Origin of the sequence: Vermiculatibacterium agrestimuris, from assembly GCF_943193085.1 — a bacterium.
In the GTDB taxonomy this organism is placed as follows: Bacteria; Bacillota; Clostridia; order Oscillospirales; family Oscillospiraceae; genus Vermiculatibacterium; species Vermiculatibacterium agrestimuris.
In genome coordinates, this window is sequence record NZ_CALPCU010000006.1 from 25632 (window position 1) to 39708 (window position 14077).

The 14077-nt window shown below is 60.7% G+C and carries 14 protein-coding genes; 6 read left to right on the top strand and 8 right to left on the bottom strand.

Annotated elements, in window-relative coordinates; genetic code table 11:
- Positions 1-33: 33 nt before the first annotated feature.
- The 6 genes from NFR87_RS03150 to NFR87_RS03175 all read right to left on the bottom strand — a co-directional run bounded on the left by NFR87_RS03150 (position 34) and on the right by NFR87_RS03175 (position 6460).
- On the bottom strand, positions 34-1326 hold the full coding sequence (locus tag NFR87_RS03150) for a GntP family permease (protein WP_251446219.1): 1293 nt from the start codon (positions 1324-1326) through the stop codon (positions 34-36).
- 72 nt (positions 1327-1398) lie between these two features.
- A complete protein-coding gene (locus NFR87_RS03155) occupies positions 1399-2604 on the bottom strand; it encodes an L-lactate MFS transporter (protein ID WP_251446221.1) in 1206 nt (401 codons plus the stop codon).
- Between the two features lie 16 nt (positions 2605-2620).
- Complete coding sequence (locus NFR87_RS03160) at positions 2621-3931, bottom strand: acetyl-CoA hydrolase/transferase family protein (RefSeq protein ID WP_251446224.1); 1311 nt, start codon at positions 3929-3931, stop codon at positions 2621-2623.
- Between the two features lie 46 nt (positions 3932-3977).
- The gene (locus NFR87_RS03165; RefSeq protein ID WP_251446227.1) at positions 3978-4736 is read right to left on the bottom strand and encodes an SDR family NAD(P)-dependent oxidoreductase; all 759 of its coding nucleotides are present in this window, start codon (positions 4734-4736) and stop codon (positions 3978-3980) included.
- Positions 4737-4813: 77 nt separating this feature from the next.
- Positions 4814-5266, bottom strand: coding sequence for a MaoC/PaaZ C-terminal domain-containing protein (locus NFR87_RS03170; protein WP_251446230.1), 453 nt, complete (start codon positions 5264-5266; stop codon positions 4814-4816).
- Between the two features lie 30 nt (positions 5267-5296).
- A complete protein-coding gene (locus tag NFR87_RS03175) occupies positions 5297-6460 on the bottom strand; it encodes an acyl-CoA dehydrogenase family protein (RefSeq protein WP_251446233.1) in 1164 nt (387 codons plus the stop codon).
- A 457-nt stretch (positions 6461-6917) separates the two neighbouring features.
- Here NFR87_RS03175 and NFR87_RS03180 point away from each other — a divergent pair, with 457 nt between their 5' ends.
- Both NFR87_RS03180 and NFR87_RS03185 read left to right on the top strand, forming a co-directional pair.
- A complete protein-coding gene (locus NFR87_RS03180; protein WP_251446236.1) occupies positions 6918-8321 on the top strand; it encodes a sigma-54 interaction domain-containing protein in 1404 nt (467 codons plus the stop codon).
- Positions 8311-9291 carry a sigma 54-interacting transcriptional regulator gene (locus tag NFR87_RS03185; RefSeq protein ID WP_251446239.1) on the top strand — a complete coding sequence of 327 codons (981 nt, stop codon included), beginning with the start codon at positions 8311-8313 and terminating at the stop codon, positions 9289-9291. The genes NFR87_RS03180 and NFR87_RS03185 overlap by 11 nt, the downstream gene beginning before the upstream one ends.
- A gap of 49 nt (positions 9292-9340) precedes the next feature.
- Here the strand turns inward: NFR87_RS03185 and NFR87_RS03190 are convergent, their stop codons facing one another.
- Both NFR87_RS03190 and NFR87_RS03195 read right to left on the bottom strand, forming a co-directional pair.
- Entirely contained in the window at positions 9341-10108 is a 768-nt protein-coding gene (locus NFR87_RS03190; protein ID WP_251446242.1) for a polysaccharide deacetylase family protein, read from the bottom strand.
- 62 nt (positions 10109-10170) lie between these two features.
- Positions 10171-10335 carry a hypothetical protein gene (locus NFR87_RS03195; RefSeq protein WP_251446245.1) on the bottom strand — a complete coding sequence of 55 codons (165 nt, stop codon included), beginning with the start codon at positions 10333-10335 and terminating at the stop codon, positions 10171-10173.
- A gap of 113 nt (positions 10336-10448) precedes the next feature.
- Here NFR87_RS03195 and NFR87_RS03200 point away from each other — a divergent pair, with 113 nt between their 5' ends.
- The 4 genes from NFR87_RS03200 to NFR87_RS03215 all read left to right on the top strand — a co-directional run bounded on the left by NFR87_RS03200 (position 10449) and on the right by NFR87_RS03215 (position 14074).
- Positions 10449-10757 carry a helix-turn-helix domain-containing protein gene (locus NFR87_RS03200; protein ID WP_251446248.1) on the top strand — a complete coding sequence of 103 codons (309 nt, stop codon included), beginning with the start codon at positions 10449-10451 and terminating at the stop codon, positions 10755-10757.
- 96 nt (positions 10758-10853) lie between these two features.
- Positions 10854-11996: a sporulation integral membrane protein YtvI gene (ytvI, locus tag NFR87_RS03205; protein WP_251446251.1), complete on the top strand. Its 1143-nt coding sequence runs from the start codon at positions 10854-10856 to the stop codon at positions 11994-11996.
- Positions 11997-12094: 98 nt separating this feature from the next.
- On the top strand, positions 12095-13408 hold the full coding sequence (locus NFR87_RS03210) for a S1C family serine protease (RefSeq protein ID WP_251446254.1): 1314 nt from the start codon (positions 12095-12097) through the stop codon (positions 13406-13408).
- Between the two features lie 117 nt (positions 13409-13525).
- Positions 13526-14074, top strand: a complete 549-nt coding sequence (locus tag NFR87_RS03215; protein ID WP_251446257.1) for a GntR family transcriptional regulator — start codon at positions 13526-13528, stop codon at positions 14072-14074.
- Positions 14075-14077 lie beyond the last annotated feature (3 nt).

The following is a 14077-nucleotide window of genomic DNA, read 5'->3' on the forward strand; positions in this document are numbered from 1 at the left end:
CAGCGACTCGTTTTTTGCAGGTGATCCCGCTGTTTAGACTCCGATCGGGTACATAATGGAGGCCAGGATGATCGCGAAGATCAGGGTCACGATGGCCAGGCCAACGGTGATAAAGCCCAGGTAGCGGTAGCCTTCCTTATGGGTCAGGCCGCAGCAGGCCAGCACAGTGACCATGACGCCGTTGTGGGGCAGGGAGTCCAGGGTGATGCAGGCGGCAGAGGCGATCTTGTGGAGCACGCCGGGGTTGACGCCCATCTCCAGGTACTTGGGAGCCAGGGTGTCCAGAGCCAGGGTCAGACCGCCGGAACCGGAGCCGCAGGCGCCGGCCAGCAGGGAGGTGGCGATGGAGAAGGAGATGAGGGGGTTGCCGCCCATGCCGGTGGCGATGCCCACGATGGTCTCATAGCCGGCAGTCAGCTTGGCCACGCCGCCGAAGCCCACCACAGCGGAGGTGGCCACGATAGCGCCCATGGCGTCGGCCACGCCGCAGTTGAGGATCTCCACCTTGTTGTCGATCTTTTTCCAGTAGAGCACGGCCACAGAGACCCAGCCGGCCAGCAGGGTGTAGAGCACGTCGATGCCGAAGAACAGGGGGATGACCACGATGCACAGGGGGATCAGGGCGATAGCGCCGTTGCCGTGCTCCTTGGCCTCGTACTCAGCCATCATCTTCAGGGTGGCCTCGTCAGCGTCGAAGCCCCAGCCGTTCTTGCGGGCCCGCTTCTCTTCCCACATCATGTAAGCGGTGGAGATGAGGAAGAAGAAGGCGGCGATAATGGCGGAGTAGACAGGCAGGATGGTGGGGGAGGTGCCCAGGTACTTCACGGGAATGTTATTGACCACAGAGGGAGCGCCCGGGCCCAGGTTGACGGCGGTAAAGCAGCCCGCGGCCACGATACCGGGGATCATCTTGCGGGGCAGGTCGGCCTTCTTGAACATGTTCAGGCAGATGGGGTACATGACGAACACGATGACGTAGCAGCTCACGCCGCCGTAGCCCAGGATCAGGGTGACCAGGCACAAAAGGGGCACAGTGTACTTGGTGCCCAGCTTGGCGGTGAGCATGTTGGCCAGATCCTCAGCGCCGCCGCCCAGCTGCATGGCCTTGCCGAAGCTGGCGCCCAGGAAGATCAAGGGCCAGTAGCTGCGGATATAGCCCACGAAGGCTTCCATGTAATCGGTGGTCAGGCAGGTATACACGTTCAGGCCGGACAGGGCGGCCATCAGGCCGGTACAGACCAGGGCGGAGACCGCGATGTTGACCCGCTTCCAAATCAGCAGCACCAGAAGTGCCAAGGGAAGGACGATTGCCAGGATACTAAGCATGTTTGTTTCCTCCTTGTTTGTTTGGTTTTCTCTCTTTCGGTTGTGGCGTCTCTCTAATGAATCTCTGAAACGTTATATTGCTTTCTTGTCCAGTCTCTTGGCCAGGAAACACAGGAAAGCGGCCAGAAGGCTGCACACGGCAGCAAAAATGAAGGCTCCGGAATAGCTCCCGCTGGAGTTCCGGATGGAGGTGGCCACGTTGGGCCCCACGATGGAGGCGATGCCGTAGCCGGTGAAGATGATGCTGTAGTTGATGCCATTGTACTTGGGCCCAAAGGTATCGGAGCTCAGGGCCGAGAAGGTGGCCAGCACGCCGCCGAAGCAGGCGCCGGCGATGACGATGGCGATGACGAAGCTAATGAAGGAATTGGTGTTGGCCAGGAAGACCATGTCCACCGCGCACAGCACCATCACGCCCATGATGATGGTGTGCCGGCCGATCACGTCAGACAAAGATCCCATGGCCAACCGGCCGCCGAAGTTGCCCACGGCCATAATGCCCACCAGCATAGCGGCCTGGGCGGCGGTAATGCCCGCCACCTCCTGGCCGATCTTGGAGGCGTGTCCGATGAGGGTCAGGCCGGCTACGGAAGCGAAGAGCATGGTAGCCCACAGCAGGTAGGCCCGGGGATCGTGGAGTATCTCCCGCCAGGTCTTGCCCTCGGTGGCCGCCGGGGCGGCGGCGCTGGGGGTGTAGCCCTCCGGCACCCAGCCGGGCGCGGGAGAGTCGATGTACCAGGAGGTGGCCAGGGAGACCACCAGGAAGATGCCGCCCACGATCTTGAAAGCGGTAAGGGCGTCGAACTTGGTCAGCAGGGCGTTGGCCAGGGGGGCCACGACAAGGGAGGCCATGCCGCACACGCCCACGGCCATGCCGGAGGCGAAGCCCTTTTTGTCAGGGAACCAGCTCACGGCGGTGACCACGCCGGGGGTGTAGCCAAAGCCGGAGGCGCAGCCTGCCAGCAGGCCAAAGGTGGCGTAGAGCATCACCAGGTTCTGGGCGAAGCCGGTGAGCAGCCAGCCCAGGCCCCACATGATGCCGGCCAGACGGATGAGTTTCTTGGCGCCATACTTCTGCAAGAGCATGCCGCCCACAAGGCCCATGGCCGCAATAGTCATCAGCATGACGGAGTAGGCCACGGTCACCTGGCTGTATTCACAGCCCATCTGGACGGCCAGCTCGCCGGAAAAGGCGCTCCAGGCGTACACGCCGCCCAGGCAGAAGGTGTTGCAGCAGATACACAACAAAACAAGCCAGCGATTCTTCTCTTTTTTCATGATATCTTCCTTACTCTCAGTGGATCAGGCCCATCTCAATGGCCTTCTGGGTCAGTTCATCCCGGAACTTGGGGTGGGCGATGGCGATCAGGGCCTCAGCCCGCTCCCGCTCGGTCTTGTGCTTCAGGTCGGCGATGCCGTACTCGGTGACGATGTACTGGGAGTCGTAACGGGACACGGTGACCACGTTGCCCGGCTCCATAAAGGGCACGATCTGAGAAATGGTATCCCCCTTGGCGGTGGACTTCAGGGCGATAATGGACTTGCCGCCCTTGCTCATCTGGGCGCCGCGGACGTGGTCGAGCTGCCCGCCGATGCCGCTGAACTGCTTGCCCTTCACCGTCTCGGAGTTCACCTGGCCCTTCAGATCCACCTGGAGGCAGGCGTTGATGGAGGTCTGCTTGTAGTTCTGGCAGATGACCATGGGATCGTTGACAAAGTCCACGGGATAGGTCTCGAACATGGGGTTGCCGTCGGCGAACTTGTAAAGCTCCTCGGAGCCGGCCAGCTGGGCGAAAACGCACTTGCCGGGATGGAGGGTCTTGCACTTGTTGGTGACCACGCCCGCCTGGATCAGCTCCATCATGGCCTCGGTAAAGGTCTCGGAGTGGATGCCCAGATCCTTCTTGTCCATCAGGTTCCGGGCGATGGCGTCAGGCAGGGCGCCGATGCCCAGCTGGAGGGTAGCGCCGTCCTCCACCAGGGAGGAGCAGTAATCGGCGATCTTCTGGATCTTCTCGTCGATGACGGCCCGGCCGATGGTGTAGAGGGGGGAGTCCTGGTAGACGATATAATCGGCGTCCTTCAGATCCAGCTTGCAGCCGCCCACCTTGGGATAGCGGGGGTTGATCTGAACGATGACCTGGCCGGGGGCGGCGGTGCGCACGGCCGGCTCGGTGAAGGAACAATCCACGCCGTAGCTGCACAGGCCGTTCTCGTCAGGCTCAGAGACCTGGACAAGGGCCCAGTGGGGATTGAGCACTTTGGACTCGCCAAACATCTGGGGCCACTCGTGGAAGTTGCTGCCGCCGATGTACTCCACCTTGCCGCTGTAATAGCCGGGGCGGCTGAGCACGCCCAGGAACACGGCGGTGTGGTGGAAAATGCCCTCGTAGGCGGGGTCGGTGTCGGCGTTGGGCCCGGGGCTGATGCCGTGGACGATCTCCACGTTCCTCAGCTCCTTGGGCGCCCGCTCGATGAGGGCGGCCACCAGGGCGGGGGGCTCGCCCAGCCAATCGCCGTAAATGATCTTGTCGCCGGACTTGATGTGGCTGACCGCCTCGGCGGCAGAGACGATCTTGTCCTTATAAACTTCACGCCAATCCATAGATTAGCCTCCTTTTGGTGAGGTGATTTGTTCTCTGAAGCGCGGCTTAGAACAGAGTGTTGCCGCCGTCCTCGATCCAGGTCTGGCCGGTGCAGTAGGAGGCCTCGTCAGAGCCCAGGAACAGGGCCACGGAGGTGGCCTCCTCCGGCTCGCCGAAGCGCCCCATGGGGATATTGCGCAGGAACATGGCACAGCGCTCGGGATCGTTGCGGGTGCCGTCGGTGATGCGGGTGACGCTGGTGCCGGGGCCGTAGGCGCACACCCGGATACCATACTGCGCCATCTCCAGGGCGGCAAACTTGGTGAACATGGTCACGCCGCCCTTACTGGCGCTGTATGCGCCGGTCTTGGGAGAGACGATCTGAGAGGCCACAGAGCTGGTGTTGACCACCACGCCCTTGATGCCCTTATCCACCATGTGGCGCAGCACGGCCTGGGCGCAGAAGAAGGTGCCGTTCAGGTTCACGTCGATGACCCGGCGCCACTGCTCCTCGGTGCTGTCCAGCAGGGACTGGCGGCCGATGATGCCGGCGTTGTTGAAGAGCACGTCGATGTGGCCGAAGCGCTCGATAACGGCATTGATGGCGGTATCCACGCTGGCCTTGTTGGCCACATCCACATGGACGGCGAGAACCCGGTCGGTCTTGTCGCCGAACTCCTTTTGGAGGGTATCCTCCTCCAGATCCAGCGCGCCCACGTAGGCCCCCTCCTCCAGCAGCCGGGTGACCAGGCTCAGGCCCAGGCCGTTGGCGGCGCCGGTGACCACGCAGACCTTATCCTCATAGCGGCGGTGTTTATAATACATAATCAATAACCTCCCTTTCCTGTCGTTTCAGATCTACCTCTGATGATATTCGTGTACAGATGCGGGAACAGGGGAGCTTACTCCTCCCACTTGAGCATGGTGTTCATGTAGCCGGTTTGGCAGACCTTGCCGTCCTGGTTGATGATGGCGTACTCCAGGTTCAGCACGCCCCGGTCGGGCTTCTTCTCGGAGCGCTTGATGTCCTTGACGGTGATCTCGCAGTGGATGGTGTCGCCGATGGGGATGGCGCCCACGAACTTCCAGTAGGTATCCAGGGCGGCGATGGCGGAGCCGTCCACCATGCCCATGCGGCCCCACAGGCCGGTGGCGATGCCCGCGCCCAGCAGGCCGTGGGCAATGCGGGTGCCGAAGGGCAGCTTCTCCGCATAGGTCTTGTCGGTGTGGATGGGGTTTTTATCGCCGGTGATGCCGGCAAAGAGGATCACGTCAGTCTCGGTGACGGTCTGGCTCAGGGTGGTGAACTTCTCGCCCACAGTGAACTCAGAGAGATAACGGAATGTACGTCCCATACAGCTTTTCCTCCTAATTCTAAGTATCCGTTAGTCGTACTGCTTGAGGACGCTGCCGCTGACGATCATGCGGCAGATCTCAGAGGTGCCCTCGCCGATGGTGAGCAGCTTGGCGTCCCGGTAGAACCGCTCCACCTCGTACTCCTCGCACAGGCCGTAGCCGCCCAGGATCTGAACGCCCTTGTCGCAGACGTTCACACACATCTCGGAGGAGAGCATCTTCACCATGGTGGCCTCGGTGGCGAAGGGCAGGCCGGCCTCCTTCATGCGGCACACATTGTAGAGCATCATGCGGCAGGCCTCAATATCGGCGGCCATCTCAGCCAGCTTGAAGGAGATGCCCTGATAGGTGCAGATGGGGTTGCCGAAGGCCACGCGCTGCTTGGAGTAGCGGGTGGCCCGCTCCAACACGCCCTGGGCCATGCCGATGGCAACGGCGGAGATGGCCAGACGGCCCTCGTCCACGCAGGACATCATCAGGGGGAAGCCCCGGTTGAGCTCGCCCACCAGATTCTCCTTGGGCACCCGGCAGTCCTGGAAGGACAGCTCGCCGCTGTAGGAGCTGTGGTTGCTCATCTTCTCCTCGGGCTTGCCGATGGTGAAGCCGGGGGTGCCCTCCTCCACAATGATGATGCTGATGCCGCGGCTGCCCTTGGCCTCCAGGTCGGTCTTGCAGGCCACCAGGAAGGTCTTGGCGTAGCCGATGTTGGTGATAAAGGCCTTGGTGCCGTTGATGACCCACTCGTTGGTCTTCTCATCCAAAACGGCGCTGGTCTTGGTTCCGCCGGAATCAGAGCCGGACTGGGGCTCGGTCAGGGCGAAGGCGCACAGGGTCTCTCCGGAGGCGGCCGGAACCAGATACTTCTGCTTCTGCTCCTCGGTACCGGCCTTCAGCAGGGGCTGGGTGCCCAGGCCGGCATGGGCGTCGATAATAGAGGCCAGAGAGGAAGAATGGCGGGCCAGCTCCTCCATGATCAGAATATGGCTCAGGCAGTTCAGGCCCGCGCCGCCGTACTCCTCGGGCACCTCGGCGCCCAGGAAGCCCATCTCGCCCAACTGCTTGATCTGATCCTCAGGGAAAAGGTGCTTGCGATCCAGATCGGTCACCGTGGGGGCGACCACCTCGTCGGCAAACTTGCGCGCCATGTCCCGGATCATCAGTTCTTCTTCCGTCAGGAAATACTTGTTGTCCATCTCTCTTCCTCCTTAAATAATAAAGAATGTGTCCTTACAGGCACTTCTGTGCATCAATGTTTAATGCAAATCATGTGCCAAAACGGGAGGCGATGTGCAAAGTTCCCCCTCTTTTGCACACACCTGCACCGCCAAAATTTCCCTGCCCCGCAAAAACAGGTCATCTATCGGGAAAAAAAGCCGCCTCCTCTCCGGATTTTGTTAATTTTTAGACAGGATATGTTCTGAAAATCGGGAGGGGGTCGCGGCCGGTAAAGGGCGAAAAATCTCGATAAATTTTTAACGTTTTTTGTTTCACAAAGTTTTCGGCGGTTGAAAATCTGCCCGGATTTTTGTTGCATTTTTTCAATATTTGTGTTATCTTTGAGTTGAAATTGATTTTTTTCAATTTTATGCCATTCTCCGCCCCTTCACCCGACCGCAGGGAGGGGCGCGGAGACAAAAGGGAGTGGGGGACATGCCGGTCAAAATACCGCACATTCGGATGCGGGATGTGGCCCGGATCTACGACGCGCTGGAAATCGGCCTCATCATCGTCAATGGGGAAGGCATCATCATCTGGGCCAATAAGTATTACAGCCAGCTGGCCAAATTCGACATGCGAAAATATTTCGGCCAGAATGTGCGCCTGATCTCCCAGCGGGGAGACGTGGAGCTGCCCAACGACCGGACTATGATCGACATCGTCATGGAGACCAAGCAGCCCCTGTCGGAGGTGGTCATCTACCACACGGTGGACTATGTCATCACCACCGCCCGCCCCATCCTAAACGAGGAGGGGGAGATCGACTACATTGTCTACACCATCACCAACTACAGCGAGCTGATGCAGACCCAGGAGCAGCTGTCCCAGTCCAACAGCCACATCCTGGCCCTGGAGACCCACCTGCAAAACCTCCAGATCAAGCAGAGCCTGGGCAGCGATATCATCATTGCCGACAAGCAGATGTATGACATCTACGGCAAAGCCCTGCGCCTGGCGGGCGCCCCGGTATCGGTGATGCTGACGGGGGAGTCGGGCACAGGCAAGGACGTGCTGGCCCGGTTCATCCACCAAAACAGCCCCCGGAAGGACGAGAAATTCATCCATGTGAACATGGCCACCATTCCCCCCGCCCTGTTTGAGTCGGAGCTGTTCGGCTACACCCCCGGCTCCTTCACCGGCGCCTCCCGGCAGGGGAAGGAGGGCCTGATCCAGCTGGCCAACAACGGCACCCTCTTCCTCGACGAGATCGGCGAGCTGCCTCTGGATCTCCAGGCCAAGCTCCTCCAGGTCATCCAGGACAAGCAGGTGCGGGCCATCGGCGCGGTGGAGCCCATCCCGGTGGACTTCCGTATCATCTGTGCCACCAACCGGGATTTGAGGCAGCTGGTGCGGGATCGTAAATTCCGGCTGGATCTCTACTACCGGCTGAACACCATTGAGCTGACCCTGCCGCCCCTGCGCAACCGCCGGGAGGATATCCCCCTGCTGGCCACCCACTTCCTCAACCTTTATAATAAGGAAAAGCACACCCAAAAATATCTCTCCAGCGACGTGATCCAGATATTTTATAAATACAGTTGGCCGGGAAACGTCCGAGAGCTGCAGCACTGTATTGACAGCCTGACCACCCTGTGCCAGCGTAGCACCATCACCCCCGACCAGCTCCCCCCGGAGATGCAGCAGCTGGCCTTTGACGAGACCGCCGCCGTCATTCAGAATACCGGCACGGCCACGCTGAAGCAGTCGGTGGAACTGCTGGAGATCAAGCTGATCCAGGAGGCGCTCTCCCGCTGCGCCACCGCCGCCCAGGCGGCGGCAGAGCTGGGCGTCGACGCCTCCACGCTGTCCAAAAAGAGGAAGCGCTATGGAATATAGACCTCCTGCCGACAGCGACCTGATCCTCTGCTCCCCCGCCGGAATACATGTCTATAACACCGCCCGCTTTCTTGCGGCCTCCAACGTCTCCGTCCTCATATACGGGGAGTCCGGGGTGGGAAAGAGCCGTCTGGCGGAGGTGATACAAACCAGGGAGCCCTTCGTCCGGGTGGACTGCAACGCCATCCCCGCCGAACTGTTCGCCTCAGAGCTGTTCGGATACATGCCCAACGCCTTCACCGGCGCCTCCAACAAGCGCAAGATCGGCCTTTTGGAGGCCGCCAACCACGGCACCATCCTCTTCGATGAGGTCGACGGACTGTCCCTGGAAAATCAGGTGCTGCTGCTCCACTTCCTTCAGAACCAGACCATCATTCCCCTGGGCGCGCTGGAGAGCCGAAAGATCGAGGCCCGGGTCATCAGCACCGCCGGCCGGGATCCCCAGGAGATGATCCGGGAGGGTGCCTTCCGCCAGGATCTCTATTACCGGCTGTGCGTCTCCCGGATCCATATCCCGCCCCTTCGGGAGCGGCGGGAGGCCATTCCCCCGCTGATCCTCCATTTTATCAGGAAATATGCCAGGGAATACGGCGTAGACCCGGATCAGATCTCCCTGTCCCAGGCACAGATGGCGCAGCTTACGGCTCTGGACTGGATGGGCAATGTCCGCGAGGTGGAAAACTTCGCCCAGCAGCTGTGCTTTTGGGGGGATACCCCGGAGGGCGTAGAGGAGTGTATCCGCCAGGTCTCCCAGTCCATCCAATATCAGGAGCTGGATCATACTCCGCCGTCCTCTCAGAGTCCGCCGGGCCACACGCCACTGCGCCAGGCCCTCCGGGAGTTCGAGGCGTCCTATCTGCAAGCTGTGCTCTCTGAAACGCCCGACCTGCACACCGCCGCCCGGGAGCTGGGCATCAGTCTGCGGACGCTTTTGAAAAAGCGGGCGGAGTTTGGCCTGGAGCACCGCTGAGTGCCGCCGGAAAAAGAAACGCGGAAGGCGTCTGCCTTCCGCGTTTTCTTTACTGTGCCGAGCACTGCCGCCCGGTGTGGTCGATGGTGTAATCCACATTGTATTCCCCGGGCAATATGAGCTGTGAAATGGGCACGAAGGTATAGCCCTGACCCAGCAGGGTCTCCAAAATGGTGGGCAGCGCCTCCGGCGTGTGAAGGGCGGCATTGTGGAACAGCACAATAGAGCCCGCCTGCACCTTTCCCGTCACCCGCTTGGTGATCTCCGCGGCGGACAGATCCTTCCAGTCCAGGGAGTCCACGTCCCATTGGATGGGCTCCATTCCCGCGGCGCGGATGGAGGTGATGACATTGTCGTCATACTCCCCGTAGGGGGGACGGATGAGGGTGGGCCGCACCCCGGTCACCGCCTCGATCTTGTCATTGCAGGCGTTGCAGTCGGCGATGATCTCGTCCCGGCCCAGCTGGGAGAGATGGTCGTGGTGGTTGGAGTGGTTCATCACCTCATGGCCCGCGTCGTGGAGGGCCTTTACCGACTCCGGGTATTTGTCCACCCACTCCCCCACCACGAAAAAGGTGGCCTTCACGTTATACTTGCCCAAAATATCAATGAGCTGCTGGGTATCCTCATTGCCCCAGGCGGCGTCGAAGGAGATGGAGATCATTTTCTGATCCCGCTCCACACAGTAGATGGGCAGCTGCCGGTCAGTGGCCGAGGCCACCACCGCCGGGTAATTCACCGCCGTAAACATCACCACCGCCGCCAGCACGCAGGCGGCCGCCGTTACCATCCTTCGTTTTACCAGAAAGAACTTCATTCCAAGCCCTCCTCCCTTGCTGTATCCATATCTATGCGCTTCCCCGGCGGCCCATGCCCTATTTATAATGCGCCCCGCTCCCGCAAAAGCGCTTCCATGGCCTTCTGGTGGGGCCCCACCACGGCCTCCATCCAGCGCAGCAGAGTCTGGTCGCTGAAGATCCGGTACCGTTCCTTCAGCTCCGCCACGTCCTCCACCTGGGCCAGAGGCCGCTCCCATTCTTCCATCGCCGTCCCTCTTTTCTCTGTTTATTTCTATAAATATAGCATAAATATTTATAAATGTAAACACAGCCGTTTCTTTTTGCTATGGTAATGAAAAAAGCGGACGAGGTATTTTTATGGAGATAGGAAAACGGATCTCAGCCCTCCGGGAGGCCAAGGGGTGGACCACCAACCGTCTGGCCAACCTCTGCGGCCTGTCCCAGAGCTTTCTCCGGGCGGTGGAGCTGGGGGAGAAGGGCATCTCGGTGGAGAGCCTGGCCCTGGTGTGCGAGTCCCTGGGGGTCTCCCTGCGGGCCTTTTTCGACGTGCCGGAGATGGGAGAGGGCCCCGACGAGGCTCTGCGGCGGAGGCTGGAGGGCCTCAGTCCGCGCCAGCGCGCCGCCCTGGCCGCTTTTTTGGACGCTATGACGGCGGAAGGGGAGTAGGAGGCCAAAAACTGCCTTTCTTTTCCACCGCCGTCAACTATAATATCTGATATCCACTCCCATCCAAACCCTTTTGATGTACAAAGGAGAACTGCCATGAATGAGCTCACCTGGCCCCAGCGGGGCCGCCTCTGGCTGCGGCTTGGCCTTCGACTGCTCCTGCTTTTGCTGGGGCTTTGGGCCCTTGTGCGCCTTGGCCCCCCGCTCATCTCCCTGTTTGCCCCCTTTCTGCTGGCCCTTCTGATGTCCTGGCTCCTCTCTCCCGCCGTCCGGCGGCTCCACGAGCATTTCGGCATCTCCCGGCGGTTTTTGTCCCTGTTCCTTCTGCTGCTGGTCTTCATCCTTCTGGCCGCCATTCTCTGGGCTCTGGCGGCGGGGGCGGCGCGGGAGCTGGTGGCCCTGGCGGGGAACTGGGAGGCGCTGGTGGCCTCTCTCCAAGCGGCCACCGACGCAGTGGGTCACACCTTCTCCCGGCTGATGGATCATTTGCCCAGCCTGGCCCGGGAGACCGCGGAGGGTCTGGCGGGACAATTCTTCCAGTGGCTGGAGACCGTTCTCCCCACCCTCCTCTCCGCCGCAATGGACTCCCTGGCCGGGGTGGCCAGGGCCGTACCCTCCTTTGCCGTGGCCACAGTGGTGTTCATCATGGCCTCCTATTTCATCACCGCCGACTACCCCCGGCTGCGCTCCTCCCTGGCCGACCGGCTCCCCAGCGGCCCCCGCTCCTTCCTCTCCCTGGTGAAGCGGGCCGCCTCCGCGGGCTTCGGCGGCTATGTGCGGGCGGAGCTCATCCTCTCCGTGGGCGTCTTCTTTATCCTGCTGAGCGGTTTTCTCCTCATCCACCAGCCCTACGCGCTGCTGCTGGCCCTGGCGCTGGCGGTTCTGGATTTCATCCCCATCATCGGCTCCGGCACGGCCATGGTACCCTGGGCGGTGGTGGATCTGCTCACCGGACAGTTCCGCCACGCCGTGGGGCTCATGGTGGTGTGGGGCCTGGTGGCCCTTTTCCGGCGGCTGGCGGAGCCCAAGGTGTTGGGCGACCAGACGGGGTTGTCCCCCATCCTGAGCCTGGTCAGCGTCTATGTGGGAATGAAGGCCGCGGGCGTGCTGGGCATGGTGCTGGGCCCCGTATTGTGCCTGGTGGCTCTGGACGTCTGCCGTTCCGGGGTGCTGGACAACACCATGGCCGATATCAAGCTGGCCTGCCGGGACGCGGCGGCCATCCTTAGCGGATCATAATTCAAAGAAATCACAATATTTCTTCATTTTTTGGACACATTTTCAAGGTATCGTATAGACTGTTCTAAGGGAAACCTACACCAAAGGAGCGAACAGATATGTACTATAATGACTATAACCGTATGCGGGATGAGGACTTTATCCCGGTGGACAGCTTTCGGGTGGACGGCCAGGCGCCCCAAAGCCCAAAAAAGAAGAAACACCGCGGCATGAAGATCGCCGCTTTGTGTCTTGTCTGCGCCCTGTTGGGCGGCGTGGGCGGCGTGGCCGCCGGCCAGGTGATCCCCATGCGCTCCACCATCCTCTATGCCGGCGAGCATCCCCCGGTGGCGGTATCCATGTCCAATGTCACCACCGATCAGCCCATGTCCGGGGCCCAGGTCTATGCCGCCAATGTGGGTTCCGCCGTGGGTATTACCACCGAGCTGGTCACCACCAACTACTGGGGGCAGCGGGTGAAGGGGGCCGCCGCGGGCTCCGGCTTCGTCATTAGCCGGGACGGTTATATTCTCACCAACTATCACGTCATCAGCGGCGCCACCGCCATTCAGGTGGCCTTTGTGGACGGCACCACTTACGACGCCACCCTGGTGGGCGGCGAGGAGGCCAACGATGTGGCCGTGCTGAAGATCGATGCCGAGGGCCTGACCCCCGTGATCCTGGGCGACTCCGACAACCTGGTGGTGGGGGAGCAGGTGTGCGCCATCGGCAACCCTCTGGGCGAGCTGACGTTCACCTATACCTCCGGCTCCGTCTCCGCCAGAGACCGCACCATCACCATGGAAAACGGCGAGATCATGAATATGCTCCAGACCGACACTGCCATCAACTCCGGCAACTCCGGCGGGCCGCTGTTTAATATGTTCGGCCAGGTCATCGGCATCACCACCGCCAAGTATTCCTCCTCCGGTTCCTCTGCCAGTGTGGAGGGCATCGGCTTCGCCATCCCCATCAACGATGTCAAGGACATGGTCAAGGATATCATGGAGAAGGGCTATGTCACCGGCAAGCCTAATGTGGGCATCCTGATGGAGCCCGTGTCCTCTGAGGCCACCCAGCGCTACGGCATCCCCGCCGGGGCCTATATCGCCGCCGTGCTGGAGGGATCCTGCGCCGAGCGGAGCGACCTGCGCGTCGGCGACATTGTCACCGCTGTGGACAGCGCCGCCGTCACTTCCCCCGATCAGCTCAAGTCCGCGGTGAAAAATTATAAGGCCGGGGACACAGTGGTCTTCACCGTCTTCCGGGAGGGCGCGTACCTAGATCTCACCCTCACGCTGGACGAGGACGACCAGGCCCGGGAGGCCGCCATGGCGGAGCTTCAGAGCCAGTATCAGCAGGCCCAGCAGCCCACCCAGCAGCAGCCCTCCAACAGCTATGGCTCCTGGCCCTTCAACTTCTTCGGGTGGTAAAAGGCAAAATTGTATCAACACAAACAATCAGCCGTTTCCCTTAGGGGAAGCGGCTGATTGTTATCTTGCAGAAAAGTAAAGCTCAGAAGGGGCCAAAGCTGATAGAAGATCAATGATATGGAGATCGCCGCCTACTTTGGCGTAAGCCGCACTCCCGTTCGGGAGGCCATTCAGCTTCTGGCCGACCAGCATCTTATCGAGGTCTTCCCCGGACGGGAGAGCCGGGTAGCCCCTGTGGATCATGCCAAGCTTCAGGAGGTCTATCTGATCATGGCGGAGCTTCACGGCCTGGCTGTACGTCTTGCCTACGATAAGCTCACTCCCGAATGCTTTTCCACTCTTGAACAGACCAACGAGCGGATGGCGCAGGCCCATCAGGCCCATGATCAAGAAAAGATGCTTGCCGCAGACGAGCAGTTTCATCAAGTGTTTTTTCAGCTTGCGGACAACGACTTTTTAAGCAGCTTTTCCAACACACTGTTGGCCCATGTCCTGCGGCTGGAAAATCTGTTTTTTACCCTCAGCGGCAATTCCGTCACAGAGCACGAGGCACTGCTGAAAGCCCTCCGGCAAAAAGATCTGGAGCTTGCAGTAACACAGGTCAAAAGAAACTGGCTTAACACCGCCGCCACCTTGGCCCAATATTTTGCCGAAGCCCGGCAGTAACCT